We start from the raw sequence: 25,029 nt of genomic DNA on the forward strand, positions 1-25,029 counted from the left end.
AAGGGCTAGGCTTGCACGCGGTTACCAATCGGCACCGGGCCCTGAAACAGGCCAAAGGCTTCTATTTCGGCTTCCGGCGGCGGCTCGCAACTGCCGACGCGGCTGGGGCTCCAGCCGAAGCGCTGCTTCATGCCCGCCATGGCTTCGGCCATCTTGAACGCGGCAACTACCGGGTCGATCACGGGCACACCGACCTCGCGCTGCACCTGTTCGAAGAAGCCAAACTCAATCGTGCAACCGAGGATGATGGCCTCCGCGCCATCTTCCTCAACGGCCAAAAAAGCTTGCTCTATGATCTTGCGACGGGTGAGAGCCGGGTCTTTCTGGAACGCATCGACGCCCATGCCCAGCGCACGCATTGAGGCGAGTCGATCCGCCGCGCCGTAGCCGCGTACGCGCTCGCGCATCTGCTCCATCCATTTGTCACGTCCAACGATGATCGAATAACGGTTAGCCAGTTGATCGGCGATCTGCAAGCTGGCCTGGCAGGGGGCAACGACCAGGCAATTGCCGGAGATTTCCCGGGCGTCTTCCAGGGCTGGGTCGTAGAAGCAGCCAATCACCAGGGCATCGATGTTTTGCTGCGCGCAATCGCGGGCAATGCGTACCGTACGCTCGTAGGTCATTGCCTCGTAGGCCCGGTACTCCAGGTGTGTGGGGCTGGGTTTCATATCGAACGACACCACCTCGATGCGTGTCGACGGCTGCTTGATACCGTGCAACAGGTCGGCGATCGGTGCGTTGAATGTCGAGCAACCAATGGGGTTAAGCCAACGCACCGTCACGGGTACATCGTGTGGCGGGGGAGTGGGAGTTGGGGTGTGCATAGGGTATTTCCTCGAATAGTGGGGCCAAAGGGGCTAGAAAAACTTCACCAGCGCCATGGTCAGCTCATTGGAATGGGCCAGGTTGGCGCTGTGGTAGTAGTCGACATTCAGATTTGCAGACAGGTAGAGCCCCTGTTGAGAAAAACCTGTGTAGGTCATCGATGGTCCGATTTTTCCAACCCGCGACTCGGCGTAGTCCGAGGCGGTTCGATTGTTGATGTGGTAGACGTGATGCACGCCCAGCCATAAATCGTCGGTGACGAGGTAACCGGCGGCGACGTTGGCCAGCCATAGGCTGACACCGCCTTGCAAGCGCTTGGGGTCGCCGGTGCCCAAATCGGTGGTGTTGCGGTTACGTGCGGCGTAATGGATGCCGACCGGAGTGAAGGTGGCGGCAAATTTACCCACGCGCAGGTAGTTGGCAAGGCTGAAGCTCACCGCATAGCGGTTGGCGAAGGCGCCATAACCCGCGAGCTCGTTATTGCCGTTGGGGAACTCGACCGACAGCGTCGGGTTGGTCCAGAACGTGGTGTAGTCATCGGCGCCGTAGGCGCTGGTGGGCTCGACCACGTTGTAGTAGTAGGCAAAGCCGAGATTGGGCGAGGCGATGCCCCATGGGCTGACGCTTTTCGCATCGCGGGTGCTGGCGTAACCGGGTACAGCACCGACCCAGAACTGTAATTGGTCGCGGGTGGTGTCGGTAAAGCCAGTCTCGGAAAAGTACGCAAGCACCGTGTTGCCGCCAGCTCGTACGTTGCCGGCGGTGTTGCGGTTGAAGGTTGGAAAAGTTTCGAGGGCCCAGCGTCCAGGCAGCCCTGGCTGGCCAAAGCCGATGAATTGTTCGGCTTGGATAGAAGGGCTGCTGCCCACCACCAAAGCCAGCGAGCACACGGCGCCGAAGCGCGATAGCGGATGTTGCAACATGACGGTTCCCTCTTATTGTTTTAGGTGAACGCATGGAAAGCCGCCTAGCGGCGGCGGGTTTGAATCAGGGGGTAACGCCATACACGGCGCGGGCGGTTTGCGCGTCGAGGTAGCCATTCTTCAGGTCGTCGCGCACAGCCGCTGGGTCGCGGGCGGCGGGTGGGCCGTAGCCACCGCCGGCCCCGGTGCGCACCCGCACCACATCGCCGGCATTGAGGGGGATGCTGCTGGCCATGGCGTACCGTTGCGGCGGGTTGCCGTCGCGCAGCACTTCGACGTAGTTGGGCGTACCGTCCAGGCCCTGTTGCAGGCCCCAGGGCGGCACCACCGAGCGGGTATAGCCGCAGGTCAGGAAGCTGCCATCGGCGCGCACGCGGTAGTCGATACAGATACCGCGACCGCCCCGGAACTGGCCGTGGCCCCCCGGCTCGACGTTGAGCGCCATACGCTCGACATACAGGCCGTAGCGGGCTTCGCAAACTTCCACCGGGCAGTTGTAGGTTTCGCCATGCAGGCCTGAGTACACCGCGTTATTGCCATCGCGGCCCGGTTCGGCACCCCAACCACCGATTTGGGGCTCCACCAGGGTGAAAGCGCGTCCGGTGTCCGGGTGCCGGCCGCCGATGATGGTGGCGCACACCGAGGCAAAATTGCCGGCAGGCAAGCGGTCGGGGAACCGTTGGGCCAGGCAGCGCAGGATCAGGTCATGCACCCGAATCAGGTTTTCGAAGTAGAAGCCTTCGGCGGCCGGTGGCAGGGCATCGAACAGCGTACCTGGGCGGGTCAGCACATTCAGCGGCCGGAAAGTACCGCCGTTAGTCACACCTTGCGGGGCGGTGAGGGCTTTGAATGCCATTTGCGCCGCTACTACCGCGCCGTCGCGGCTGAGGTTGGTCGGCCCTGCACACTGGTCGGGGTTGTCACGCAGGTCGATGGTCAGTTCTCGGTCGTGGATCTGCACCGATACCGTGAATAGACTGCCATCGTCCTGCGGCTCTACCAGTGAGAGGTTGAAGTTGGGCAACTCGGCCAGGGCTTTGCGCGAAACCTTTTCGCCGAGGTCCATAAAGTCGCGCATTGCCAGCAAGAACAAGTCCCGGCCGTATTTGGCCGTCAACTCACGCAGGCGCACGGCGCCACTGCGTACGGCGGCCACCCCAGCCCACAGGTCGCCTTCCATGAAGTCCGGCATACGCGTGTTGGCCTGCAAAATCTGCAACACCGAACGAATCGGTTGGCCACGGCTGATCAACTTGACCGAGCACAGGCGCAGGCCTTCCTGAAAGATATCCGTGGCCTGGGTCGACAGCGAGCCGGGGACCATGCCCCCTACATCGTTCCAGTGGGCGATATTGGCGGTCCAGGCCACGCAGCGGCCTTCGGCAAACACCGGCATGGCCAGCACCACATCGTTGAGGTGGGTCACTGCGCCGCTGTGGGGGTCGTTGCAGATGAACACATCACCGTCTTGGATTTCGCCAGGGCCGGCATGTTGCAGCAGGATCTGTTTGACCGCTTTGTCGAGCACCCCCACAAAGGCCGGAATACCCGCGCCGGAGCTGGCGATTTCACCGTGGGCGTCGGTGATGCCGGTGCCCATGTCGAGCACTTCATAGATCACCGGGCTCATGGCGGCCTTACGCATGGCCACAAACATTTCGTCAGCAATGGCTTGCAGCGAGTTCTGGATGATGTCACGGGTAAAGATGTCGAGTGTGTGCATGGCTAAACTCCGGTCAGCCGTGGATCGTGATGTGCAGGTTGCCGAGGTAGTCGACCTGCACCCGGTTGTGTGGGTGAACGACGACGGTGGTGCCGGCGTCTTCGACAATGGCGGGGCCGTCGAAACACATCTGGGGTTCCAGCAGGGAGTAGTCGTAGAGGGCTGCGTCGTGGATGCCGTCTGTGGCGTAATCGACGACGCGATGGCCCTTGCGTGCGGCCTCCAGCGTGCGTCCGGTAACCGGCAGGGGTTCGGGGGTCAGCTTGTCAATTTGAGCGATGGCGACCAGATGGAAACCGACGATCTCCACGGGAGCGTCGAGGCAGTAGGTGTAGTGCTGCTCGTACAGCGTGTGGAAGCGATGCTCGATGTGTGCCCAGTCGCGGTCGAGGTGTTCGTCGGCCTCCAGCGGCACTTCCACCGAGTGCTCCTGGTTCTGGTAGCGCAGCTTGCAATGCACCTTCAATTCGACTCGCTCTGGAGGCACTGCCTCGGCAATGAATTGCTCACGGGCCGAGGCCATCAGCTCGTTCAGAAACACCTGGGTATGTACCTGTGCTTGCGGCTGGGTGGTATCGACAAAGCGATTGATAAACAGGTCACGCCGCAAATCCGACAGCGTCATGCCCCAGGCCGAAAACACCGAAGCCCCACGCGGCACAATGACCTTTCTGACGCCGAGTTCCTGGGCAAGGGCGACGGCATGCAGCGCGCCACCGCCGCCGAAGGCCATCAGGGTCAGCTCGCGCGGATCGTGGCCACGGCTCAACGACACCAGCTTCAGGGCATTGACCATGTTGTTGTTGGCCAGGCGCACCACACCACGGGCAATTTCATCGGCGGGCAGTGCCAAACGCTCGCTCAGCAGGCTGAACCCATCCGCCACCGCACGTAGATCGGCCATCACTTCGCCGCCGCAGAAGTAGGCCGGGTTGATGCGCCCCAATGCGAGATTGGCATCGGTGGTGGTGATGTCGGTGCCACCGTTGCCATAAGCTGCTGGGCCGGGCAGGGCGCCTGCGGATTGAGGGCCGACATGCAGCTTGTCGAAGCTGTCGACCCAGGCGATGGAACCACCGCCGTTGCCGATTTCCACCAGGTCGACCACGGGCACCATGATGGGGTAGCCGGCATTGATGCGGTCGCGTTCGATCCAGTAGTCCGTTTTGATCGCGACCTGGCCGTTGCGGATCAGCGCGCATTTGGCCGTGGTGCCGCCGATGTCCAGCCCCAGCAGGTTGGGCTCGTCAATCAGGCGTCCCAGCTCGGCGGCCGCCCAGAAACCGCTGGCCGGCCCGGATTCGACCATGGTGATCGGGATATCCCTGGCATGGGCCACGCTGTCGACACCGCAATTGGACTGCATGATGTACAGGGGCGCCTCGTAGCCTGCGCTGCGCAGGCCGGCCTCCAGCTCATCGAGGTAGCGTGCCGCGATCGGTTGTACGTAGGCCGACAGCACCGTGGTGCTGGAGCGCTCGTACTCACGCCATTCGCGGGTGATCTGGTGCGAGGCGACCACCGACACTTGCGGCCAGAGCCGCTTTACCTCGGCCAACACCGCCTGCTCGTGCACCGGGTTGGCATAGGCATGCAGCAGGCAAATGGCGATTGCTTCTACGCCGTCGGCGCGCAACGTTTCGATTATGGCGGGCAGCACATCCAGCACCAAGGGTTCGCGTTCACGGCCATCGGTGTGCAGGCGCCCGGCGATTTCCTGGCGCAGGTAACGCGGCACAAAAGGCGCGGGTTTGACCCATTTCAGGTTGAAATAGTCTGGGCGATTGGCCCGGGCGATTTCCAGGATGTCGCGAAAGCCGCGGGTGGTGATCAGCGCGGTCTTGACCCCACGTCGCTCGGTAAGCGCATTGATCACCACGGTGGTGCCATGGGCGAGAAAGTCGACGTCCGGCAGCGTCACCCGCGCCTTTTTGATGACATTGAGAATGCCTTGGGCAAAGTTCGGTGGCGTGGTGTCGACCTTTGCCGTACGAATGGTCTGCTGGCCGGTGACCGGGTCACTTTCGAAGTACACCAGGTCGGTGAAAGTGCCGCCCACGTCGGTGGCCACGCGCACGGTTTTACGGCTTGTTTGCACAGTGCATCTCCTGGAGGGTGTTCTCATTGGAAGCAGGAGAAGGCCGACATCGTGCCCCTCGTTGCTGAAGGTCACGATGCTAGGCAGGGCGTTGGAAGGGGGCCATGGGTGGCGCGGGTAGGCTGCGGTCCAATAGGCGCCTTGACCTACCCGCCTGGGTAGGTTGGTGGCTTAGGCGGTGGTGCCCAGGTGCCCTTGACGTATCGCCGCGCTGATTGCGCCGGTGCGGTTGTCTACGCCCAATTTGGCGAACAGATGCTTGAGGTGGAACTTCACCGTGTTCTCGGAGATATCCAGTGCCTGGGCAATGGCCTTATTGGATTGCCCGCTGGCGAGTAACGCCAGTACCTGAGCTTCCTTGCCACTGAGCGCCAACTGTGCAGGCATTGGGTGCGCACGCCAGCCACGCAGTCGCGTGATGATCGTAGTCAGTAGCGGTGTTGGTTTGTCGTAGGCCTCCAGTGCGGGTAACAGGCACGGGCCGACTTCCAGCAACAGGCCGGGCAGGGTGTGTTGCGTAATGGGCGCCAGGGCCCTGTCGAGTTCTTCAGCCAGGAACTGTTGGCCTTTGCCTGTGGCCGCCAACGCCATTAACCTCAAGCGCCAGGCGGGTAGGTGCAAGCCTTTAGCCTCCATCTTGTCAGCGGCGCGTTGCAGGCGTAGCAACGCCGCCCCCGAAAAACCGCTGTGCAATTGAACGCGCGCGACCGCCAGGTTAGCCGCTTCCTGACTGCGCCAGTCTTCGCTGTGATCGGCAATCTGCTCAAGGTTTGCTTGCAGGACGGCTTGACGTGCAATGTGCACTTGCCCTCCCTGCACCAGGGCGTCGATACGCCACGCCTGTGTCAGGCGCGATAGCCTTGGCCATTGGCGCGTGCCCGCCAGTCGTGCCACATGGTCCAGTTCCTGTAGCGCAGCGTGCAGCCCGTGACTGCGCAAGCGAGTGCGCCAAGCGACTTCCGCCGTGACGGCGACAACATCCAGCCAGCCATCGGCATGCTCCAATGCTGCCCAGCCATCATCCCGCCAAGGCTGGGTTTCAGGCCATGTTCCTCGCCAATAGAGTTGGCGTGCCTTGAAGCAGCCGACCAATGCTCGCAACGAACTTTCTGGACCAAAGTGGCGGTCGGCAAAAGCCAGTGCGTCTTCGACCAATGTGTTGGCTTCATTGATGTGGCCCGTTAACGCTAACGCCTGCGCTTCATGGATACGACAGTAATTTTCGCCACGAGGGCTGGCGATCACTCGCATCTTGACGTGAGCGTCCTGGATGAGGTGAAGGCTCAATGCCAGATCGCCACGGGTCAGGGCTGCCAGTGCGTGCACGCACTCTAATGTCGCTTGTGCCAGGGTCTGGTCGAGGGGGTAAGGGCTGCTGTGAAACGTCGAAATATCGGCGTCAAGACGATCAAAACAGTCCTGATAAGCATCCGCCAGGGTTTGGATAACGTGAAAGTCGCGCGCGAGTCGAGCGTCCCCGACCACGGAGGCTTGGGCCAGGCGCAGCAGCTGCGCTGACAGCTTGTGATCCCCCAACTTGGCGTGCAGATAGGCCTGGAGAAGGAGCAGATCTGGCTGGTTGTTGCGGGTGACGGCGTCAAACTGACTCAACAGCCCTTGGGCATAACGAATGCCATGGTGTAGCACCAATTCCCAGCCGCCTGCGCTGACCACCAGGTTTACCGACAGCGGGATGTCGCCCGCTTTGAGCGCGTGATGGACGGCTTGGCTCCAGTCTTTCTGCTGTGCCAACCAATGTGCGGCAGCGCGGTGGATGGTTTGGGTCTGTTGGCTGTCGACACGCAGGCGCAGGAAGTCGCGCAGCAAGGCGTGATAGCGAAACCACTGGCGTTCGGGGTCGAGGGGGATCAGCAGCGTGTCGAGGTGAGTCAGTTGCCTCAGAAGGTCAGCGCTGCCGTGGCTGCCGCGCACAGCATCGGCTAAATCGGCATTGAAACGTTGCAGCACAGAGGTTTGCAACAGCAGTGCCTGGCAGTCTTCGGACAGGCTGTTGAATATATGCGCGGTGAGGTAGTTCGCGACGTCTGCAACGCCCCCGGAGAACGCCGTTAACCCGTACATCGAACCGTCAATGCTGGTGCGCCACAGACGTGCCAATTGCACGGCCACGGCCCAACCCTCGGTAGCGATGTGCACGCGGCATAGGTCAATTTCATCTAACTCATCGCCCAGGATGCCCCGAACTTCAGGCAAAGACAGCATCAGCTCCCGGGCACCGATCTCATGCAGCCAGCCTCTGGCTTTCCAGCGTGACAGCGGCCAGTCCGGGCGAGCCCTGCTGGCGACCACCCAACGCAATCCCGACGAAGCTTGCTCCATTAATACACCTAGCATCACACCCACCTCTGGGCTGGCAGCGAGGTGATAGTCATCCAAAAAAAACGTGATCGCACGATCCTCTTCGGCGAGCGCACGCAGCAGCGCCTGGGTCGTGCGTTGTGGTTGCACATCCAAGGCTTGCGAGGCAGCCAGGCGTGGCAAGTGCGCCAGCGCAACGCCGGCATGGTCCAGCGCAAGGATCAGGTACGCAAGGAAGCGGTTGGGGTCTGCGTCAGCCTCGTCCAGTGACAGCCAGGCCACTACGGCGTTGGGTGACTGATGCTGTATTGCGGCGTGCCATTGCATCAGCACCGTGGTTTTACCGTAGCCGGCGGGGGCCGTGAGCAGCGTCAGTGGTACCTGGGCGTTCGTATGCATCGAGGCCAGCAAGGTCTCACGCACGACGCAGGTGAGCATTGACTGTGCAGGCGTGAGTTTACTGATCCAATACCAGGCATTGGATGAGTGAAGGGGCGGTTTTTGGTTCATGGAGAGGCGCACCAATGAAGGGCTATTGGGGGCCGTTTTAACAGCAAATTACCGGGTGTGTTGATTGAGTGTGTTACCCGTAGTTTCTAAGCGTTGAGCGTGGCGGCGACCAGAAACTAAGTGGCGGGTTAGGGGCGGCTCCACGCTCAAACGTAATCCTCCTTCGACAACTTGGGTCGTGGGTTCGACCCCAGATGACTGGAGGTCGATGATAGTGTCGTGTTGATGTAGTTCACCAGCGTGCGAACGGCATCTACTTTACCTAGCCCGGTAACGTCGGCCATACCGTCGCAGCGATTCTGCAGATCAGCAAACACTCGGTTGCGAAAAGCTGGGTTCAACGTCTCTAGATCTTCAGGTGTCGCGTCACGATTGAATAGCCGTGCTCGGCGCTCATCTTCATCAAGGTGCACCAGGATTGTCAGATTGGGCACGGGAAAATGCCTTGAAAGGCTCTCTAAATCAGCTACCACGCCACGGCTTTTTGCGTAAGCAATGGTGGAAGCCCAGTAACGGTCCATCACCACCCAGTGCCCTTGTTCGACCTGCCGTCTCGCTGCATTACCTTGGCTGGAGACACTCGCGGCATAGAACAGGGCCTTTGCCAACTCGTCATGGGCAAAAGCGGTGAGTACAAGAGGCCTGGCCTGTGTAAGGGCATCACCGGGAGTGCTCATGGCCACGCCCGCGAAGTGTTCAGCGAGCCCCTTCACAAGGGTGGACTTGCCCACACCATCCAACCCCTCCAACGCAATGAATGCAGCCATGTCAGCTCCTTTGTTCAAGCATGTCGGCAATGTGCTCCATCCGGGCATGATCCGCTTCGGTGAAGCTGTTGCTCGCGATTACGATGGGTATGTGCTGATCGCCTCGCTCCACAAAGCCGTGGCGTTCTCGTTCTTCGTAGAGCGGTGTGCCGCGCAGTAACATAAGTGGCCAGGCTCGAATTCGCGGGATTTGCTGTTGCACGCACCAGTCGACGCTTTGCTGAAAAGAGTCGTAGGTCTGGTTCGGCAGCCCGTAGATCAAGGACACCTCGAAGTCCAGGCCGCGGGCGTGTAGATCGCGGATTGTCCGTTCCACCACATCCATGCGGTTAGGGCGACCAATCGCCCGGTACTCGGCTTCGATGATGGTCTGCAGGCCGAACTCCAAGGTCACGGATAGGCCATCCAGTGTGTCCAGGAATGCAGAAGTGCACATTTCAAAGCGGCACTGCAGGGCGAGATGCGCCGTGAGCCCCGCGGTCTTTGCCTGCTCCAAAATATCGATGGCACGTTGTGGATTTGCGTGGAAGATTGGGTCCAACACCGATATCCGTTCAACCCCGTGAGCTGCAAAAAGGGCCAGTTCGCGACCGAGGCGGTCTTGATGGAATGTTTGGTTTATTAGCCTGACACCGGGCTCGCGGTGCTGGCAGAACGAGCATTTGAATGGACACCCGCGCTGAGTTTCCCAGCGAATGTTTCGCTGCAGCGGCGCGGTACCGGACAGCCAAGGGGAGGGCAGAATAAGCAAGTCGTGATCGGCTTTACCGCCGAGGTCAGGAGTGCCGGCCATGTGGGTGCCGCAGCTCACCGTTGGTCCGTCGGTGGCAAGCGCGACCATCGCCATTTCGCCTTGACCTCGCACGAAAACATCGGCCTCTGGGTAAGCCTCCTCCAGGGCGCCTCTTTTCATGTACGAAATCTGCGGGCCGCCCAGCACTACCGTAACGTCAAGTCGCTTGATCTGGTGCAACAGGTGCGACACTGCGTCGTCGTTCCATACATAGACCCCAAACCCGACCAGGCAAGGTTGCCCTACCTCGCAAATGGCCTCTTCTAGCTGGCGCTGAACCTGCTCAAGCGAGAAGCTGGGGCTATTCACCTGGGCGTCAACGATTTTCAACGGAACGCCCGCGGCCTGCAGGGCCGCGGCGATCGAGGCGATGCCAAGACCGGTACGGCCATCCTGAGGGCGGCGCCAGTCCAGCGATACAAGAACCACAGGTTTCATGGCTGAGCTCCATAGACGTCATGTTGATACCGTTCTGCGTGGCCATGCTGGCGCCGCCGCACGTCACCGCGAAAGTTCAGAAAGGCTCGGTGGTCACCCGGTGTGCCGGGTACGATGACCAGCCCGCGGCCGCACGGTGGGACCAGCTTGCCGTGGCGCCCCTTGATCAGCGTCCATCCTTGTTTCAATAGGTCCTGGGCCAGTTGGTTGATGCTTTTATCGTTGCTCAAGTGCATGGTGCCGCCTCTGCTGGGTTTGGATTTGCGGACGATGCCGCAGAGACGGGGGGAGGGGCTCGACAGTAAAGAGAAAGAAAAATGGAAAAATGCCCGGGGGCCTTAGGTCCGGCTCTGCAGGTGCCCTATGAGGTATTGGACAACATGGTCCTGCTTGTAGAGTGTCGCAGCCCAGAGGGCATCCTTTTGGGCTAGCGGCGAGTCGTTATCCAAGGATAGCCAGGGGTCACCACCTGCACTGATCATGGCTTTGAGTACCGCCAAATCCCCCAGTTGTGCTGCGTTGAGTGTGGGCGTCCAATAGCCATCGTGGCCATTCGTGTCTGGATAGCGGCAGTTCGGATCCGCGTCGTTAGCCAGCAAGGCCATCACTACTGCCCGCCGGGCCGGCGCCTCGCCTCGATAGTGATCCATGGCTTCCTGGTGGATCTTTGCAGCCATCGGGTTGTTAAGGAACGCATATTGCGCCTGTCTATTGGGGGCCAGCTCGATGTCGAAAATCGCAGACGCGTTGGCATCGTAGATGTCTGCAGGTGTTCGCCCTGCAAGATAGGCTTCTCGCTGATGAACCATATCCGGCAGTAGGCAATCAGCGAGCTTGCCCATGGCGTAGATGAGTGAACTCGCAGAGGTGTAGCAGGCCTGCGCCGGGTCGGCGCCCTTCTCAAGTAGAGACACGACAATCTCGGGATCGCCGATGTTTATAGCCAGCCAGAGTGCAGTCTGCCGGCGGGTTGATGCTTCAAGGTTAATCGTCTTTGCCTCGATCGGTAGGGTCAGCAGGTACCTCACTACGTCAAGGTCTTTAGTGTCTTCAGCTCTTCGCAAGGCGGTAATAAGCGGATGCTCGCCTGACTCCTCGACCACGATGTCCATGCTGGCACCCTTCGCGACCAGTGCTTTCACGTCCGCCAGGCTCCCGAACATGATCGCCCTCATAAATACGCTGTAGCGAACACTGCCTTGCGCTTCGGCGCTGATTCGATTGGGCTTGGCCAAGTCCTTCGCTGACAGCTTGAAAGGTTGGTCGATAACAATGTCGCGATAGGGCGCGGGGATGCGCTTTACGGCTTTGAGCGGTGCGAATACGTTGTTGAACTCTTGTGATAGCCGTCGCATATGCTGGTTGTCCAGCTCAGATTTAGGGCCCGTATTCAAACCGAGCAGGTACAAGTCGTCCCAGTACTGGTTGGAGCGAACCTTATCGTTAACCCCAACCGCATAGCACAGGGCCTCTCGAAGGATATCGTGCTGGATTGGCCCACCGCGCCACCAGGCGGCCTGATGAGCTTGTTCAAAGTAGGACAGCGCCTGCTCTTTGCGTTCCACCCCTGCGTAGTACCGCGCAGTCATCAACAACCACAGTGGCCGATATTCTGCTGCTGCAGTTGGCCCCCCGACCTCACACAACGAGTGGAGCAAGCTAAGGTTTTGTTCGATGGCAGCGCAGTGTTGTTTGGCGTCGCTAAGCAGTTGATTGAGACGTACGATTACAGGACCAACCCGCTGCAGCAGGTCGGCGTCAAACGGCGCCGCTGTGCCGTGTAGATCCTCGACAACCTGATCAAGAGTTCGCAGCTTGGGCAATTCCAGCTGGTCGACCATGGCGCTTACTTTCTTGCGTAATGATTGGCTGAAGGACTGCACCCAGACGACCATAGCGAGCCAGCCGGTGAGGCGCTTGGTTTGTGCCTCACTCAGCGAGCTGCCTTGGAAGGCCGCACGCACTGCCTCCAAGTAGGGCCAACTCAGCTTGCCGATCGGTCCACCATTTTGCCAACGCTCAAGTGTCCGCACGTCTACATCGCGGTGATTGCCGAGTTGGTCGCGGATCAGGCGCCCCGGTAGCCCAGTCTGGGCCTGCGCCGCCCGCAACCAATGAGCAAAAGGGCTTTCCCACCAACGAGTGCCGTGCATCGAAGGAATGTTTGCCGTCGCTCGCTTGATGATCGCCGCAATTTCAATGAGCACAAGCCTCAAGGCGATCGGCCGAGCAGGTCGTCCGAGCGTGCGGGTATCTACCTGGCGGGCCATGTACCTGAGGACCATCGCATAACGCGCCCAACCTGAGCGTACCAGGTGCCGCCATTCGTGGCCGCCGTCCTTGTCTATCGCTGCGATCCATTGCTCTGCACTCTGCGTTAGCAACTCATAGTTGCTTCCTCGGCGCGCCTCCACGGCCTGGTCATCCAGGTCTTTCACGGTACCGCGCTGAACAAAGTGAGGCCGATATCCAGTGGAGGTAATGAGTGAACGAAGCGACGCACCAGGTTTCGGCAGAAGAGAGTGGTTCATCCTTGATCCTTAAACATAGAGCAGCTGCTGATATTGCAGAGTAATGGCCAGCCGCTGGTGGCGGCAATCTACCGAGCGATCTTTTCACCGTCACACTAGCAGTTACCAGCACCAACCCAACATGCGGCGCTTGCTCTGGAATTAGGGCCGAGCATCAGCGATATCTGGGCGCAGGCTGAAGAGCTCAAGGAGGGAGCGCGTAGGATTCACCTGAGCGAAATTGCACGGTCCCTTGCAGGCACCGCCAAGCCGTTGGCGCGATGCTGCGCCGTGTCAGTGAGTGCGATCTAGCACATCACCAAAAATCGAACTCAGGATGTACAAGTTGATGTACTAAACATGTTGGGCAGCAGTGAATACGGAAGAAAATCCTGAAAACAAAAAAACCTGCGCAAGGCAGGTTCTCTGTGGGTTTCAGCGACTTCCTAGGAGGTCGTGAAACGTAATGATGGTGCCCGAACCCGGAATCGAACCGGGACGCCCTTACGAGCGGGGGATTTTAAGTCCCATGCGTCTACCAGTTTCGCCATTCGGGCGGCAGCGCGATGTTGCAGGGTTGGGAATATATAGACCCAGGCGCTTTGATGCAAGGTCGAATGGCTGCATTGTTGCGTCGGCACGTGCAGGAAAAAGCTTGATAGATCAGTGATCTACGCCGGGTTTAAGAGAGCGCTTAGTAAGCACCCGCTACCGCAGCCACACCACTGACAATCGCAATCCCGGAGCTGCTGCCCAGCCGAGTGGCGCCTGCCTCGATCATCGCCAGGGCCGTGGCCACGTCGCGCACGCCGCCGGAGGCTTTCACGCCGATCAGCGGGCCGACGACGTCGCGCATCAAGCGCACGTCCGCCAATGTGGCGCCGCCATGGCCAAAGCCGGTGGAGGTCTTGACGAAGGCGACGTTCAAGTCTCGGCAAATCACGCAGGCCTGGGTCTTCTGGTCATCGTTGAGTAGGCCTGTTTCCAGGATCACTTTCAGCGGCACCGTGCCGCAGGCCTTGAGCACGTGGGCGATGTCGTCGCGTACCAGGTCCAGCAGGCCGTCTTTCAACCAGCCGATGTTCAGCACCATGTCGATTTCCCGCGCACCGGCCTGGATGGCCAAGTGAGCTTCATGGGCCTTGGCGCCGCTTAGGCCTGCTCCCAGCGGGAAGCCGACGACGGCGCACACCAGCGACGGTGCATCCGCCAGACACTCGACGGCCAGCGGCACGTTGGCGCTGTTGACGCACACGGATTTAAAGCCATAAGTACGGGCTTCTTCGCACAGTTGGCGGATGCTTGCCTGGGAGGCATCGGCCGCCAGCAGGGTGTGGTCGATATAGGCAGCGAGGGACGCGGTGTCTTGGGGCATGGCAGAAGTCCTGTGGGGGAGGGTGCTGGCAAAAGCCTGTTTGTGTTAAGTTGAATGCATTAAATGTGAACTAAATAACATTGTAAATGGATTTTGTGAGCCGTTTTGTCACTCGGCCGCATTCAATCAGGGTGAGTACGCAGTGGATTCAAAGAAAACCGAACGATTCAAAGCCATGCACAAAGCCTTGCAAGGGGTGGCAGCGGTGCACCTGCGGGATATGGCCGCGTTGCTCGGCGTGTCGGAAATGACCCTGCGCCGCGACCTCGTCAGCAACGCCCAAGGCCTGCGTCTGTTGGGCGGCCACGTTACGCGCAGCGGTGCACCGGAGCCCGATTACCAAGTGGCCGAGCAGGACCTGCGCAACATCGCCGAGAAGCGCCAGATCGGCCAGCAGGCCGCCAGCCTGGTGCGTCCGGGCGATACGATTTTTATCGATTGCGGTACCACCACGCCGTTTATCGTCGATGCGTTGCCCGATGATCTGGAGTTCACCGCGCTGTGCAACTCCCTCAACGTAATGCTCAAACTCCAGCAAAAGCCGCTATGCACGCTGATTCTTTGCGGCGGTATGCTGGATCGGCGCAACCTCGTTTTCGAAAGCCGCGCCGAGGCTGGAATCATCGATGGCATACGCGTCGCCTGGGCGTTCATCTCTGCTGCCGGGGTCAGCTCGGCCCATGGCGTGACCTGTTACAACCTCAATGAAGTGGACGTTAAACAGCGTGTGATGGCGCGGGCGCAGACCTGTGTATTGGTGGCCGACCACAGTAAGTTCGACCAGGTGCGCGCCGCGCATTTCGCCGAGCTGGCGGATTTTCAGCGGGTGGTCAGCGACCCAGGCTTGTCCCCCGCCCAGCAGAAAGTCATCCAGGAGGGCGGCGCAATACTGATGGTGTGATTTTTATATCGTATGTTTGGATTCTAACAAAATAGCCTTGACACCTTCGGGCACAAGGCATAGTTTTCAAATGTGATCGCGGTTCACATTTGTGAGCACGGCCTCGCTGAAGGCCGCGCCCGAATCCAGACAACAATAAAAATAGGAATCACCATGCTACAGATAGCCCGTAAACCTGTTCATGTGCTGTCCCTTGCCCTGGCTGTCGCGGCCTCGGTGCTGGCATTGAATGCCCAGGCCAAGGACCTGAAGATCGGTTTCAGCCAGGTCACCCTCCAATCCCCCTTCTATGTGCAGTTGCGCGACGGTGCCAAAGCCGCTGCAGCCAAAGACGGCGACGAGCTGATTTTCCTCGATGCCAACGGCGACATCAGCAAGCAGAACAATGATATCCAGGACCTGCTGACCCGTAAGGTCGATGTGTTGATCATCAACGCAGTCAACCCGGATGCGGTTGGTGCCTCGCTCGAAGCGGCCAAGCGCGCCAAGGTGCCGGTCATCGCTGTGGACCGCGCCATCAATGCCCCCGTCGCCGCGACCATTGGCCGTAACAATGCAGAGATGGGCGAGCTTTCCGGCAAGGCGCTGGTGGCAGCACTCAAGCAAAAAGGCGTGGTCACCGGCAAGATCATCGAGATTCAGGGCGATGCTGGCGGCACTGTCATGAAGGAACGCCGCAAAGGCTTCCACACGGCGCTGGCCGGTACTGACTTCAAGATTATCGACGGCCCCTACAGCGAATATATGCGCGCCAACGCGGTAACGGCGATGCAAGACCTGCTGCAAGCCCACCCCGACCTCAAGGCCGTTATCGCCCATAACGACGACATGGCCATGGGTGCCCTGCAAGTGCTTAACGAAAGCGGCAAGAAAAACGTACTGGTCGCCGGTGTGGATGGCCTGTCGGAAGCCATCAACGCCATCCAGAATGGCGACCAATACGTCGCCACCGCCCTCAATGACCCACGCTACCTCGGCGAAGTCGCGATTGAAGCGGCCCGCGGCCTGGTGAGCGGCAAGACCATCCCGGCGTTCGTCGATGCCGGCACCACAGTCGTGACCAAGGCCAATGCGGCCGAGGTCAAGCACGACGCCACCTTTGGCGAATACCGCCCCGGCGCGCTCTAAGCGAGCCCACCACTGCATTGTCTACTCAACAGGGGATTTCACTGTGAAAGCTGCCGTCATGTACAAACCGGGTGATATCCGGGTCGAAGACGTTCCAAAACCTACGGTAAAAGCTGGCCACGCACTGGTGCGCGTTGCTGCGTGCGGGGTGTGCGGTTCGGATATTCCACGGATGCTGAGCAAGGGCGCCCACGTGATGCCGCTGATTTGCGGCCATGAATTTGCCGGCTATATCGAAGAGATCGGCAGCGGCATCGAGGGTTACGCGATCGGCGAACTGGTGACCGTGCCGCCGATGATCCCCGATGTCACCAGCGACCAGTACGCCCGTGGCTTTCCGTCGCGCTGCGAGCGCTACGACTATTTTGGCAGCCGCCGTGATGGCGCCTACGCCGAATTCGTCAACGTGCCGCTGAGCAACCTGATCAAAGTGCCCGTCGGCATGGACCCGATTGCCGCGTCGCTGGTAGACCCTGCGGCGATTGCCCTGCATGCCATCTGGAAGTCGGACTTCAAGGCCGGGCAGAGCGGGGCGGTGGTGGGTTGCGGGCCGATTGGCCTGTTTGTGATCCAGTGGCTGCGCATCATGGGCGCCAAGGACATCGTCGCCATCGACATCGCTGAAGAAAAACTCGCCATGGCCCGAGAGGCCGGTGCGACCCACACCTTACTCAGTGGCGCCTCGGATGCGGACTTGCCGCGTTGCCAACTGGTGATCGAAGCCGCGGGCCACCCTAGCTCCATCAACCAGGCTGTGCAGCTGACCAAGGCCGGTGGTCACGTGGTGTTTATCGGTATTCCTGCTGGCGAAGTGCCGCTGAGCACCGCGACCTTTTCCCACTTCCTGCGCCAGGAAATCTCCCTGCACGGCGCCTGGAACTCGTTCTCCGCACCTTTCCCAGGGGACGAGTGGACCGCCTCTATCGACAAGCTGGCCACGGGTGAGCTGAAGTGGAAGTTCATGATCACCCACGACCTGCCACTGGCTGAACTGCCGTCGATGTTCCAGCGTTACGCAGACCGCAGTGAAGTGGCTGCCAAGGTCATTTTCCGCCCGTGATGCAACGCCAGCCCTGCAACCCTCGTGTTGCAGGGCTAAAAACAAAAAGCGTCGGCACTTAAAGACGCAGGAGGACTACCGATGACCTTGTTGTTGGGACTGGATTTCGGAACAGGTGGTGTGCGCGCTGGCTTATACGACCTGCACAGCCACAAACTGGTGCAGGTGGCCGAGGCGTCCTACACCACGCAATACCCGCAGTTGGGCTGGGCCGAGCAGGCGCCGGCCGACTGGTGGTCGGCACTGGGCAAGGCGTGCCGGCAACTGATGAGCCAGGCTGGGCACCCGCAAGTGGCAGCGGTGTGCGTCGCAACCACTGCATCTACAGTGGTGGCTGCCCAGGCCGACGGCCAGCCCCTGGCCCCTGCATTGTTATGGATGGATTGCCGCGCGGCGGTGGAATCGGCGCGCACCGCTCATATCACGCACCCGATGATGAATCAGGGCGGCGATGCGGTGGAGTGGCTGGTGCCCAAGGCCATGTGGCTGGCCGAGCATGAGCCCCAGATCTATCGGCGCGCCGCACGTATCTGCGAAGCGGTGGACTGGATCAACTTTCAGCTCACCGGCCGCTGGGTGGCGTCACAACTCAACGCCAGTTGCAAATGGAACTACGACACCCTGCAACAACGCTTCCCTGTTGAGCTCTATGCCGAACTGGGCATCCCGGAGCTTGCAGAAAAACTGCCACCGGAGGTGATCAAGGTCGGCGGGCGTATCGGCCCGTTGACCGGCGAGGCGGCCAATCACCTGGGCCTGAGCCGTGAAACGTTGGTGGCGCAAGGCGGTATCGATGCTCATATGGCCATGCTGAGCGCGGGCACTACGGGCGCCGGTGAGCTGCTGTTCATCGGCGGCACATCGGTGGTGCAACTAATGCACACGCCCAAGCGTATCGACGTACCGGGTATCTGGGGGCCTTACCCCGACGCGTTGCTCGATGGCCAATGGCTGATGGAAGGCGGGCAGGTCTCGGCGGGGTCGATCCTCAACTGGCTGGCACAAAAGATGTTCGGCCTGGACGATGCTGGCCACCAGAAGCTGATCCGTCAGGCGGCCGAGTTGCAGCCGGGCTCCACCGGCCTGTTGGTGCTTGATTACTGGATGGGCAACCGCACGCCGTATCGCTCGCCGGATATGCGCGGGGCGATCATGGGCTTGTCCCTCAACCATGACCGGCATGACCTCTACCGCGCCTCGGTTGAAGCCATCGCACTGGGTTCGGCCAACATCTTTCATACCTGGCGCAGCGAAGGCATCGAGATTACCCGCGTGGTCGCTGCCGGGGGGTTCCAGAAGAACCCGCTGTGGTTGCAGGCAACGGTCGACGCCACCGGCGTGCCCTTTGAAATGGTGCCTCACGACAACCTCACCCTGATCGGCACCGCTGCCGCGGCTGCCTGCGCCCTTGGCGAGTTCAGCGATTTGCAGCAAGCCGCCACCGATTTCACCACCGTTGGCCGCCTGATCGATCCGGACCCGTACGCCCACGAACAGTACATCGAACTGCTCGACCGTTACCGTGCCGCCACCGACAGCGTGGCGCCCATCAGCTGCAAGCCACCGGCGAACCGCGTGCTCGGTGTAAGGCCAGCAGCATGAGCGCCGAATCGCTGTCCCCCAAACTCACCGGCGACTCCCAGCGCGATGACCTGATGGTGCAGGTCGCCAAGCTCTACTATGACCTGGAAAAGACCCAGAGCGAGATCTCCAAGGAAACCGGCCTGACCCGCTGGCAAGTCAGCCGCCTGCTGCGCGATGCTCGGGATTGTGGGGTGGTGCGTATCGACATCGTTGCCCATTCGGCCCGAGTGCCTGCACTCGAAGTGGCCTTGCAGCGCCGCTTCGGCTTGCGCGAAGCCTTGGTGCTGGACGTGGAAGATGACGATGCGCTGAACGTGGTTACCCAAGCCGCTGCGCGCTACCTGTGCAACTTGCAACCTCAGCCCGCGCTGATAGGCGTGTCCTGGGGGCGCACCCTGACCAAGATGGCCCAATGGCTGGTGCCGCGCTGGAACGAAGGGGTCAATGTGGTGCTGCTCAATGGCGCGATCAATACGCGCTCTACCGGAGAGCCCAACCATAACGTTGCCGAACGCTTTGCCCAGGCGGCGCGAGGCCAAGCCACCTTGCTGCCGGTGCCGGCGATCCTCGGCCATGCCCACACCCGGCAAGCGCTGGAGCAAGACCCGGTCATCGCCCAGGTCATGCGGCTTGGCGAGCAAGCGCCGGTGGCGTGTTTCAGTCTGGGGGAGTTGTCTGATCATTCGGTGTTGATGGAGTCGGGTTATATCGACCGGCCTTTGCTTGCCGAGTTGGAGCGCCTCGGCGCGGTCGGCGACATCATGGGCCGCTTTATCGGCATGGACGGCGAGCCCGTGCTGCCGGAGTTGGACGAACGCACCCTGGGCCTGCGCCTATCGGCCCTGCGTGAAAAAACCTGGTCAATTGCCGTGTGCGTCGGTGCCCACAAGCACCGCATCGTGCACGCCAGCGTCAAGGCCGGTTACGTCAACGTGCTGGCTACCGACGCCGCTACCGCCCGCTATTTGCTGGAGCAGGATCATGAATGAGTTGGCCCTGGAAATTCGCCACGTCAGCAAACGGTTTCCGCCGAACGTGATTGCTCTTACCGATGCATCCCTGGACGTGCGGCCCGGCGAAGTGCATTGCCTGCTCGGCGCCAATGGCGCGGGCAAAAGCACGCTGTTGAAAATCGTCGCCGGTGCCCATCGCCCGGATGGCGGCGATATGTCCATCGCAGGTCGCCCGGTGGAGCTGAAGAACCCACAGCAGGCGCGCCAGGCTGGCATCGCGATGATCTACCAGGAACTGGACCTGATCCCGCAGATGACCGTCGAAGAAAACCTGATGCTCGGCTACGCACCACGGCGTTTCGGCATGATCGACCGGGGCAAGCGCAGCGCGTTGGCCAAGGCGGCGCTGTTGCGGGTCGGGGCCAATTTTGCGAGTACCGACCGGGTTGGCAGCCTGTCGATTGCCAATCAGCAATTGGCGGCGATCGCCCGTGCGTTGACCTGCGAGGCCAAGGTGGTGGTGATGGATGAGCCGTCGGCCGCGCTGAATGAGACTGAGCTCAAGCAGGTGTTCCAGGTGATTCGCGAAATCACCGCTGCGGGCGTTGCGGTGTTGTATGTGAGCCATCGACTTAACGAGATCCGTGAGATTGGTGACCGGGTCACCGTGCTGCGTGCCGGGTGCACGTTGCAAACCCATGAACTGGCGCAGATCGATGATCAGGCGCTGATTGCCGCTGTGGTCGGCGAGCACCGCGACCTGCTGGAGCGCAGCCCGCGCCAGCCGCCACGAGAGGCATTGGCGCTGAATATCCGGCGTTTGCAAGGCGCCCAAGGCCTGGACGTGCGCGACTTGCAGGTACGCCAGGGTGAAATCGTCGGCCTGGCGGGGCTCAACGGTGCAGGCCGCAGCACCTTGCTCAAGGCCTTGTTTGGCGTGGGGCGCAATGACAGCGATGTCGAACTGTTTGGCGAAACCTATCGCCCGTTGACGTCGCGCCAGGCGATCCGCCAGGGCGTCGGCTTGGTCCCGGAAAACCGCAAGACCGAAGGCCTGCTGCTGGACGCGCCGATCTACCGCAACGCCTGCCTGGTGCATGCGCGCCATTTGCGTTGGTATTCCCACCGCCAAGCCAAGGACCGCGCCGGCCCGGTGCTGCAACGCCTGCAAACCAAGCTCGACAACCTGGAGCAACCGGTGCGCCAGCTCTCGGGTGGCAATCAGCAAAAGGTGGTGATGGCCAAGTGGGTGATCGACGGTGCGCGCTTGTTATTGCTCGACGAGCCCAGCCGTGGCCTCGATGTGGGCGCCAAGGCCGACCTTTACGCCCTGGCGCGCAGCCTCGCGCAGGAAGGCGCGGGCGTGCTGGTGGCCAGCAGCGAGCTGGATGAGTTGTACGTCAATTGTGACCGGATCTGGGTCATGCACGAAGGGCGCAACGCGGTGTGTTTCGACCCACTGAGTGCCAGTCGTGACCAGATCGACCAGGCCATCCTTATTGGTAAAAGAGTGTAGAACCATGACTATCGCCAGTAACCCGACACCCGTGTTCGACAAGCCTATAGCCCTTACCACCCACCGTCGCAGCGCAGTGCTGGAATGGGTGATGCGCTACAACTTCGTATTTATCTTTTTGTTCGCCGTGGTGGTAGCAACGTTCTTGTCGGATGATTTTTTGACCTTCGGCAACATCGCCAACCTGTTTCAGCAAGGGGCTATTGTCGGCATTGTTGCCATCGGCATGACCTTTGTGATTCTTACCGCGAATATCGATCTGTCGGTGGGCAGTTTGTGCGCCTTCGGCGGCATCCTGGTGGCGGTGCTGTTGCAAAACCAGGTCAGCGGTTGGCTGGCGGTGCCGGCCACCTTGTTGGTGGGGTTGGCGATTGGCACCTTGATGGGCAGCCTGACGGTGTTCGGTAAAGTGCCGAGCTTTATCATCACCCTGGCCGGGTTGGTGTCGTTACGGGGCGCAACCTTTCTGGCCTCGGACGGCGCGCCCATTGGTGGCTTGCCGGCAAGCTTCACCGGTTTTGGCTCGTCGATGATCGATATTTTGCCAAGCGCCGGCATTGTGTTTCCGGTGCTGGGGCTGATTTTTATCCTGATCACCGTGATTGCCTGGCTGGTGCTGCGCTACACGGTGTTTGGCGAGTACGTGCTGGCCACCGGGGGCAACCTCGAAGCGGCGCGCTTGTCCGGTGTGCCGGTGCGGGCGGTGACCATTGGGGTGTTTGCGATCTGCGGCGGCTTGGCGGCATTTGCCGGCCTGCTGATGACCTCGCGCCTGCACGTCGGCCAACCCACGGCGGCCCAGGGCCTGGAACTGGACGCCATCGCCGCCGTGGTGCTGGGCGGCACTAGCCTGTTCGGTGGGCGAGGCAGCGTGGTGGGCACGGCGGTTGCGGTGATGTTGCTGCAAGTGCTGCGCAATATCTTCAATTTGCTCGGGCTGGGTTCGTTTTATCAAATGGCGATTACCGGCGTGATCATTGTGTTGGCGATTTTGCTCAACCGTTTGATCGACCATTACGCTGGGCGCACCTGAGGACAGAAACGGATGAATGCACCACAGATCAAGGCCGTCATCTTCGATATGGACGGCCTGTTGCTCGACACCGAGGGCGTCTATACCGAGGTCACGCAAATCATTTCCGACCGCTACGGCGGCCGGGCATTTGACTGGCAGTTCAAGCAGAACACCATTGGCCTGGGGGCGTACGACCTGGCGAGCTATATCGTGCGCTCGCTGGAGTTACCCATCAGCCCCGAGACGTTTCTGGAGCTGCGTACTCCGTTGATGAACGAGCGTTTTCCCCACGCTGGCGCCATGCCGGGTGCCGAAGCACTGGTGCGGCATTTAAAGGCCCAGGGTGTGCCGATTGCCGTGGGCACTAGCTCATCGCGGGATTACTTCGACTTGAAGATCAGCCGGCATCGGGAATGGTTTGGGTTGTTTGACGCGATTGTCACGGCGGACGATCCGCAGGTGGGTGCTGCCAAGCCAGCTCCGGATATCTTCCTGGTGGCGGCCCGACGCTTGGGTGTCGATCCGGCCGATTGCCTGGTGTTTGAGGACTCACCGTTTGGGATTACGGCGGCGAAGGCGGCGGGGATGTATGCGGTCGCGATCCCGGACCCGGCGATGCCTGAAGAGAAGTTTCGACATGCTGACGGGCGGCTGCTCAGTCTCGAAGCTTTCGAGCCAGAGCAGTGGGGCTTACCGCAATATTGAGACCGATGCAGAACCAATGTGGGAGCGGGCTTGCTCGCGAATACGGTACATCAGCCACTGAATCTGTCGACTGATACACCGCATTCGCGAGCAAGCCCGCTCCCACATTTGGCCAGGTGTGACCTTAAACGAATGGCTGCCCATGAAACCCACGAGGCACCCGCTGTAACCCTGGCAGGTCAGTCAGCCGCTGGGTCCACACACTGCGCCAATCACCGGCGGGATGGGCCTTGGCCTTACGGTTCGCTCGGCGCGCCGCATTGCGCTGTACGCGGCGCGCTTCCTTGTAGGCATCGGTATTGCGGCAGGTACGGCATTTGACCCGGTTCAGCTCAGTGCTGGAAGGGAGGTTGGTGCCGTGGTGGCCACAGGCTAAGTGACCAGCGACCTTGAAGTGAATGACCATGTAAGCGTCTCCTTCTTGTGGGGGGGCGCGCATCGGTAGACCCACAATGCACGCGGGGAGGGCGGGAGCAGCAAAAGCCCCGGCACCTGAAGTTACGACCCCACGAGGGTGACGACGTTCGATCTTCAGTCGATCAGCGCCAACAGGTCAGTGTCGCCCACATCCACCCCAGCTTGGGACAGCAGGGTGGTCGCCTGGCCTCGGTGGTGCGTCTGATGGTTGAAAAAATGCACCAACAGGCTGAAGAAGGGCTTGTCTGCCGCCATGCCACGCATGTTGTGGTACGTGAGGCGCTGGTCAAGATCGGGCGCTTGCACGGTGTGAGCCCAGTCGATGATCAACTGATCAAGCCAGCCGCGATAGGCGGCCAGCTCGCGGATATCGGCAAAGGCCAGGTGCTTGAGATCGGCAGGCGCAGCAATAGCGTCCAGCGGGCTCAGGCTTGCATAGCCCGCCGGGTGCCGGGCAAAGCGCTTGAGCCAAACGGTATCACCCAAGGCCAGGTGGTTCAGCGTGCCGAGGATCGAGCCGAAAAATGCCTGTCGATCCAGACGCAGATCCGCGTCGCTCAGCTTGCCGGCCGCATCGTAGAGCTTGCGGTTCATCCATTGGTTGTAGCGCGCCAGCAGCATGATGTGTTCGGTCCGGTTCACGCGAGGTTCCCTCGAAGGCAAGTGATGCCATCATAAGCCGCGGCCGCTCGGCGGTCATGGTGTTCCGGCTGGTGCGGGCTATGGTTGTTAGACGCCAACACTGCGCCCTGGGAGGGTGACACCATGAACACCAGCGATCTACTCGAACAGCTCTTGCGCGCCGGGCAATCGGGAGGGGCCTCTTCGGGCGGTGGCCTGGGCGGGTTGCTCGGGGGGCTATTGAAAAGCAACCGTACCGGCAATGCCTCAGCGGGTGGTGGTTTGGGTGATTTATTGGGCGGCCTGGGCGGCATGCTTGGCGGTGGCGCTGCGTCGCGCCCAACCCAGGGGCGGTCTGGCGGCATGAATTACGCAGCGCTGGCCTCCCTTGGCATGGCGGCCTTCCAGGCCTATCAAGCCTGGCAGCGTCAGCAGGCGAGTGCGCCGCAGCAGTCTCTGCAGACCGTGGACCAACTCGATGGCGCGCAAGCCGAAGCCCACAGCCATGCGGTGTTGCGCGCCTTGATCGCGGCTGCCAAGGCCGACGGGCGCATTGATGAAAAAGAGCAGCAGCTGATTTCCAGTGAGTTGGGCCGACATACGGATGACCCGCAGTTGCAGCAGTGGCTCGACGCCGAAGTCGCCAAGCCCCTGGATGCGGCAGACTTCGCCGAATTCGCCAATGACCCGGCAGTGGCGGCCGAGGTCTACCTGGCCAGCGTGATGCTGGTAGACGACCAGCAGGACGCGGAGCGCAATTACCTCGACGACCTCGCGGCTCAATTGCAAATCGACCCGCAATTGCAAGTGCATCTGGAGCAACAAGCCCATCAAACGGTCTAGCT

The 25,029-nt window shown here is 60.8% G+C and carries 21 protein-coding genes and 1 tRNA gene; 9 read left to right on the forward strand and 13 right to left on the reverse strand.

Annotated elements, in window-relative coordinates:
* Positions 1-5: 5 nt before the first annotated feature.
* The 11 genes from ICY20_RS24395 to deoC all read right to left on the reverse strand — a co-directional run bounded on the left by ICY20_RS24395 (position 6) and on the right by deoC (position 14,284).
* Positions 6-827: an aspartate/glutamate racemase family protein gene (locus ICY20_RS24395; protein ID WP_194938812.1), complete on the reverse strand. Its 822-nt coding sequence runs from the start codon at positions 825-827 to the stop codon at positions 6-8.
* A gap of 33 nt (positions 828-860) precedes the next feature.
* The gene (locus ICY20_RS24400) at positions 861-1,751 is read right to left on the reverse strand and encodes a hypothetical protein (protein WP_194938813.1); all 891 of its coding nucleotides are present in this window, start codon (positions 1,749-1,751) and stop codon (positions 861-863) included.
* Positions 1,752-1,815: 64 nt separating this feature from the next.
* Complete coding sequence (locus ICY20_RS24405) at positions 1,816-3,474, reverse strand: hydantoinase B/oxoprolinase family protein (RefSeq protein WP_194938814.1); 1,659 nt, start codon at positions 3,472-3,474, stop codon at positions 1,816-1,818.
* A 13-nt stretch (positions 3,475-3,487) separates the two neighbouring features.
* Positions 3,488-5,572 carry a hydantoinase/oxoprolinase family protein gene (locus ICY20_RS24410; protein ID WP_324187962.1) on the reverse strand — a complete coding sequence of 695 codons (2,085 nt, stop codon included), beginning with the start codon at positions 5,570-5,572 and terminating at the stop codon, positions 3,488-3,490.
* Between the two features lie 171 nt (positions 5,573-5,743).
* The gene (locus ICY20_RS24415; RefSeq protein WP_228758562.1) at positions 5,744-8,401 is read right to left on the reverse strand and encodes a LuxR C-terminal-related transcriptional regulator; all 2,658 of its coding nucleotides are present in this window, start codon (positions 8,399-8,401) and stop codon (positions 5,744-5,746) included.
* Positions 8,402-8,547: 146 nt separating this feature from the next.
* A complete protein-coding gene (locus tag ICY20_RS24420) occupies positions 8,548-9,168 on the reverse strand; it encodes a dTMP kinase (protein ID WP_194938816.1) in 621 nt (206 codons plus the stop codon).
* Position 9,169: 1 nt separating this feature from the next.
* Positions 9,170-10,399 carry a B12-binding domain-containing radical SAM protein gene (locus ICY20_RS24425; RefSeq protein ID WP_194938817.1) on the reverse strand — a complete coding sequence of 410 codons (1,230 nt, stop codon included), beginning with the start codon at positions 10,397-10,399 and terminating at the stop codon, positions 9,170-9,172.
* On the reverse strand, positions 10,396-10,635 hold the full coding sequence (locus tag ICY20_RS24430) for a hypothetical protein (RefSeq protein WP_159957361.1): 240 nt from the start codon (positions 10,633-10,635) through the stop codon (positions 10,396-10,398). Before ICY20_RS24430 ends, ICY20_RS24425 begins: the two co-directional genes overlap by 4 nt.
* 102 nt (positions 10,636-10,737) lie before the next feature.
* Positions 10,738-12,930, reverse strand: a complete 2,193-nt coding sequence (locus ICY20_RS24435; RefSeq protein ID WP_159957363.1) for an ankyrin repeat domain-containing protein — start codon at positions 12,928-12,930, stop codon at positions 10,738-10,740.
* 449 nt (positions 12,931-13,379) lie between these two features.
* A tRNA-Leu gene (locus ICY20_RS24440) sits at positions 13,380-13,466 on the reverse strand.
* A 137-nt stretch (positions 13,467-13,603) separates the two neighbouring features.
* Positions 13,604-14,284, reverse strand: coding sequence for a deoxyribose-phosphate aldolase (deoC, locus tag ICY20_RS24445; RefSeq protein WP_194938818.1), 681 nt, complete (start codon positions 14,282-14,284; stop codon positions 13,604-13,606).
* A gap of 142 nt (positions 14,285-14,426) precedes the next feature.
* Here deoC and deoR point away from each other — a divergent pair, with 142 nt between their 5' ends.
* The 8 genes from deoR (at position 14,427) to ICY20_RS24485 (ending at position 23,146) form a co-directional block, all read left to right on the forward strand.
* Positions 14,427-15,185: a DNA-binding transcriptional repressor DeoR gene (deoR, locus tag ICY20_RS24450; protein ID WP_159957367.1), complete on the forward strand. Its 759-nt coding sequence runs from the start codon at positions 14,427-14,429 to the stop codon at positions 15,183-15,185.
* A 153-nt stretch (positions 15,186-15,338) separates the two neighbouring features.
* Entirely contained in the window at positions 15,339-16,313 is a 975-nt protein-coding gene (locus ICY20_RS24455) for a substrate-binding domain-containing protein (protein WP_194938819.1), read from the forward strand.
* 43 nt (positions 16,314-16,356) lie between these two features.
* The gene (locus tag ICY20_RS24460) at positions 16,357-17,373 is read left to right on the forward strand and encodes a galactitol-1-phosphate 5-dehydrogenase (RefSeq protein WP_324187963.1); all 1,017 of its coding nucleotides are present in this window, start codon (positions 16,357-16,359) and stop codon (positions 17,371-17,373) included.
* A gap of 81 nt (positions 17,374-17,454) precedes the next feature.
* Positions 17,455-18,975, forward strand: coding sequence for an FGGY-family carbohydrate kinase (locus ICY20_RS24465; protein WP_194938820.1), 1,521 nt, complete (start codon positions 17,455-17,457; stop codon positions 18,973-18,975).
* Positions 18,972-19,946 carry a sugar-binding transcriptional regulator gene (locus tag ICY20_RS24470; protein ID WP_194938821.1) on the forward strand — a complete coding sequence of 325 codons (975 nt, stop codon included), beginning with the start codon at positions 18,972-18,974 and terminating at the stop codon, positions 19,944-19,946. Before ICY20_RS24465 ends, ICY20_RS24470 begins: the two co-directional genes overlap by 4 nt.
* A complete protein-coding gene (locus tag ICY20_RS24475; protein WP_194938822.1) occupies positions 19,939-21,426 on the forward strand; it encodes a sugar ABC transporter ATP-binding protein in 1,488 nt (495 codons plus the stop codon). Before ICY20_RS24470 ends, ICY20_RS24475 begins: the two co-directional genes overlap by 8 nt.
* Positions 21,427-21,430: 4 nt before the next feature.
* Positions 21,431-22,459 carry an ABC transporter permease gene (locus ICY20_RS24480; RefSeq protein WP_194938823.1) on the forward strand — a complete coding sequence of 343 codons (1,029 nt, stop codon included), beginning with the start codon at positions 21,431-21,433 and terminating at the stop codon, positions 22,457-22,459.
* A 12-nt stretch (positions 22,460-22,471) separates the two neighbouring features.
* Positions 22,472-23,146, forward strand: coding sequence for an HAD-IA family hydrolase (locus ICY20_RS24485; protein WP_194938824.1), 675 nt, complete (start codon positions 22,472-22,474; stop codon positions 23,144-23,146).
* Positions 23,147-23,270: 124 nt separating this feature from the next.
* Here the strand turns inward: ICY20_RS24485 and ICY20_RS24490 are convergent, their stop codons facing one another.
* A complete protein-coding gene (locus ICY20_RS24490) occupies positions 23,271-23,552 on the reverse strand; it encodes a hypothetical protein (RefSeq protein ID WP_159957381.1) in 282 nt (93 codons plus the stop codon).
* Between the two features lie 125 nt (positions 23,553-23,677).
* On the reverse strand, positions 23,678-24,205 hold the full coding sequence (locus tag ICY20_RS24495) for a DinB family protein (protein ID WP_194938825.1): 528 nt from the start codon (positions 24,203-24,205) through the stop codon (positions 23,678-23,680).
* 123 nt (positions 24,206-24,328) lie between these two features.
* On the opposite strand from ICY20_RS24495, the gene ICY20_RS24500 reads away from it, so the two are divergent.
* Positions 24,329-25,027: a tellurite resistance TerB family protein gene (locus tag ICY20_RS24500; RefSeq protein WP_194938826.1), complete on the forward strand. Its 699-nt coding sequence runs from the start codon at positions 24,329-24,331 to the stop codon at positions 25,025-25,027.
* The last annotated feature ends 2 nt before the right edge of the window (positions 25,028-25,029 follow it).

It is taken from the genome of Pseudomonas pisciculturae (assembly GCF_015461805.1).
Taxonomy (GTDB): Bacteria; Pseudomonadota; Gammaproteobacteria; order Pseudomonadales; family Pseudomonadaceae; genus Aquipseudomonas; species Aquipseudomonas pisciculturae.